Consider the following 2,773-nt stretch of genomic DNA (forward strand, 5'->3'; position numbering starts at 1 on the left):
GAGAACACTCACGATGCCGGAGTCGAACTGCAGTCCGAGACCCGCCCCGATCGCCGCCGTCGCCTTGTTCGCCAGCTGATCGGCGAGCGCGACCACCACCAGGGGGACCATCCACAGCACAGGCGAGCGGTACGTGACGATGAGCAGCAGCGCCACGATCCCGAGGGTCACCATCAACAGCGTGAAGTCGGCTCCGTCGAACGCCGAGGCGACGTCCACACCGAACGCCGGTCCGCCTGTGACCTGTACGCTCACCCCGTCGATCGGATGCTGCGTCACGGTGCCGCGCAGATCGCGCACGGCGTCCGCGGCGGCATCGTCGTCTTCCAGGGTCAGCGTCGCCTGGATCGCCGCGGCCTCTCCGTCGTCGCTGACGATCGGTCCGTGCGGCTCGCGCCCGGTCTCGGCTCGGACGTCCGCCGCGAGATCGGAGAGAGCGTCGAGGTCGGCATCGCCGAGCTGCGCACCGTCGTCTCTGGTCGCGACCAGGAGCACCGTGCCCTCGTCCGCATCATCGAAGCCCGCGGCGAGCACGGCCGCCCGCGCGGATTCGGAGTCCGGCGGAGCCACATCGTTTCCCGCGGGGAGCGATGCCCGACCCAGCGCGCCGAGCAGAGCGGTGAACGCGACGAGCGCGACGAGCAGGGAGATCCACCCGCCGCGCCGCGAGGTGAGCCACAGGGGAAGGGAACGGAGGGTGCGGAGCATGCATCCAGTCCAGCCGCCGCCCCCGTCGCGGGGATCGGACAGGGGGCTGACACCCCTCTCCACCGTTCGATGGATCCGCCCACACCTGGAAGGGGGTTCCGGTCAGCGGGGTTCTGTCAGGGACTCCCTCGTGATCGTGCCCGCGCGTAACGTCGGATCCAGCGCCGCCGATCCGTCTGCGACCACGAGGAAAGGACCACCCCATGCACACACGCACTCTCGGACAGGGCCTGCAGGTCTCGGCGGTCGGCCTCGGCTGCATGGGCATGTCGCAGAGCTACGGACCCAACCCGGGCAGCCGCGACGACATGATCGCCGTGCTGCGGTCGGCACTCGATCACGGCGTCGACTTCTTCGATACGGCCGAGGTGTACGGCCCGTACGTGAACGAGGAGCTCGTCGGCGAGGCTCTCGAACCCCTCCGCGACCGGGTCGTGCTCGCGACCAAGTTCGGGTGGGACATCGTAGACGGCAGGAGCGTGGGGCTGAACAGCCGCCCTGAGCAGATACGGCGGGTGGCCGAGGCCTCGCTGCGGAGTCTGCGCACCGATGTGATCGATCTGTTCTACCAGCACCGCGTCGACCCCGAGGTGCCGATCGAGGACGTGGCCGGGACCGTCGGCGAGCTGATCGCGGAAGGCAAGGTGCACCACTTCGGGCTCTCAGAGGCCTCGGCCGACACCATCCGTCGCGCGCACGCCGTGCACCCGGTCACCGCGCTGCAGAGCGAATACTCGCTGTGGACCCGTGACCCCGAGGCCGAGATCCTGCCGGTGCTCGCCGAACTGGGCATCGGTTTCGTACCCTTCAGCCCGCTCGGCAAGGGATTCCTGACCGGCACCGTCGACACCGCGGCCGACTTCGCCGCCGGGGACATCCGCGCCACGATCCCGCGGTTCACGGCCGAGAACCGGGCGGCGAACCAGGCGCTCGTGGCGCACGTGGCCGAGCTGGCCGCGGCGAAGGAGGCCACCCCCGGGCAGATCGCGCTGGCCTGGCTGCTCGCCCAGCAGCCAGGGATCGTGCCGATCCCCGGCACACGGCGCACCGCGCGTATCGCGGAGAACGCCGGGAGCACGGCCGTCGCGCTCTCGGCCGACGAGGTCGCCGACCTCTCGACCCTCGCGACGCGCATCGGGGTGAGTGGCGACCGCTACAACCCGCAGCAGATGGCGTTCGTCGACCGTTGACCGACGTGCGGCCTCGGTATCGTGAGGCGGGTGACCTCGGCCCGCAGCTACCCCGCGACCATCGCGGCCGCTGTCGAGCACGAGATCGTCATCCGCAAGTCGCGCTTCCTGACCCGCATCGAGCCCGTGGCTTCTGTCGAGCAGGCCGAGGCCGTGATCGCCGGCATCCGCAAGCGGGCGTGGGACGCCAACCACAACTGCACCGCGATGGTGACCGGACTGCTCGGCGATCAGGCGCGGTCCTCTGATGACGGTGAGCCGTCGGGGACCGCGGGCATCCCGATGCTCGAAGTGCTGCGTCGGCGCGACCTGACCGATGTGGTCGCAGTGGTGACCCGCTACTTCGGCGGCGTGAAACTCGGCGCGGGCGGTCTGGTGCGTGCCTACTCCTCCGCCGTGTCCGAGTCGCTCGATCTGGCCTCGCTCGTGCGGCGAGCGGCCCTCCGACAGGTCACGCTCGAGGTTCCGCACGCGGAGGCGGGGCGCTACGACAATCTGCTGCGCGAGTGGGCGACGCATCACGGCGCGACGCTCGGCGATCCGGCATACGCGGCGATGGCCACGCTCGAACTGTGGGCGCCCGAAGAAGAGCTCCCCCGCCTGGCCGATGACCTGGCCGCGGCATCCGCCGGCTCGATCACCCCTGTCCTCGGGGTGGAGCGCATCGTCGACGTGCCCGCCTGAGGCTTGTCGGATCGGCCAACCCACAAGGAGCGGCGGATATCCTGGATGCCGCGGTCGCGGAGGGAGAGCGATGTTCGACAGTCCGCTCTCGGCTTCGGCCTACGAGATCCTCGAAGTCGACCCCACCGTCGATGACGTCGAGCTGCGCCGTGCCTATCGTCTGAGATTGCGCCAGACGCATCCGGACACCG

At 70.0% G+C, this 2,773-nt stretch carries 4 protein-coding genes; 3 read left to right on the top strand and 1 reads right to left on the bottom strand.

The window, feature by feature from the left end; genetic code table 11:
- Positions 1-708, bottom strand: a 708-nt coding sequence (locus tag DSP71_RS17645; RefSeq protein WP_258546527.1) for an MMPL family transporter, incomplete at its 3' end; no start/stop codon positions are given.
- Positions 709-911: 203 nt separating this feature from the next.
- Here DSP71_RS17645 and DSP71_RS17650 point away from each other — a divergent pair.
- The 3 genes from DSP71_RS17650 to DSP71_RS24225 all read left to right on the top strand — a co-directional run.
- Positions 912-1,898, top strand: a complete 987-nt coding sequence (locus DSP71_RS17650; RefSeq protein WP_113681716.1) for an aldo/keto reductase — start codon at positions 912-914, stop codon at positions 1,896-1,898.
- Between the two features lie 30 nt (positions 1,899-1,928).
- On the top strand, positions 1,929-2,582 hold the full coding sequence (locus DSP71_RS17655) for a YigZ family protein (RefSeq protein WP_113681717.1): 654 nt from the start codon (positions 1,929-1,931) through the stop codon (positions 2,580-2,582).
- Between the two features lie 70 nt (positions 2,583-2,652).
- On the top strand, positions 2,653-2,773 hold a 121-nt coding region (locus tag DSP71_RS24225), incomplete at its 3' end, for a DnaJ domain-containing protein (protein WP_181800764.1).

It is taken from the genome of Microbacterium sp. H6 (assembly GCF_003314775.1).
Taxonomy (GTDB): domain Bacteria; phylum Actinomycetota; class Actinomycetes; order Actinomycetales; family Microbacteriaceae; genus Microbacterium; species Microbacterium oxydans.